Source organism: Burkholderia sp. SIMBA_062, assembly GCF_046534765.1.
GTDB lineage: Bacteria > Pseudomonadota > Gammaproteobacteria > Burkholderiales > Burkholderiaceae > Burkholderia > Burkholderia ambifaria.
In genome coordinates, this window is sequence record NZ_JAWRYD010000483.1 from 1 (window position 1) to 248 (window position 248).

At 62.9% G+C, this 248-nt stretch carries 1 pseudogene; it reads left to right on the plus strand.

Annotation, left to right across the window (positions count from 1 at the left end):
• Nucleotides 1-248 (plus strand): annotated as a pseudogene (locus SB786_RS37160) (hypothetical protein); the annotation flags it as partial.

Below are 248 nucleotides of genomic sequence, written 5' to 3' on the forward strand. Positions count from 1 at the left end.
GATGCACATGACGCCGGACCGCACTTTCGTGGGCTCGCAGACGCAAGGCTACCTGCTGTTGCTGTCGCTGTTCGCTCGCCCGGCGCTGGCCGTGCTTGGCCTGTTCGCGGCGGTGTTGGTGTCCGACCCGGTGATCGACTACATAGCCCAGGGCTTTTTCGCCATGCGCGGTGCGGTGGTGACCTCCTCGGGCAATGTGGGCATCATTTCGGAGTTTCTGACCTTCGCGTGGTGGTTCATGGTGTTCG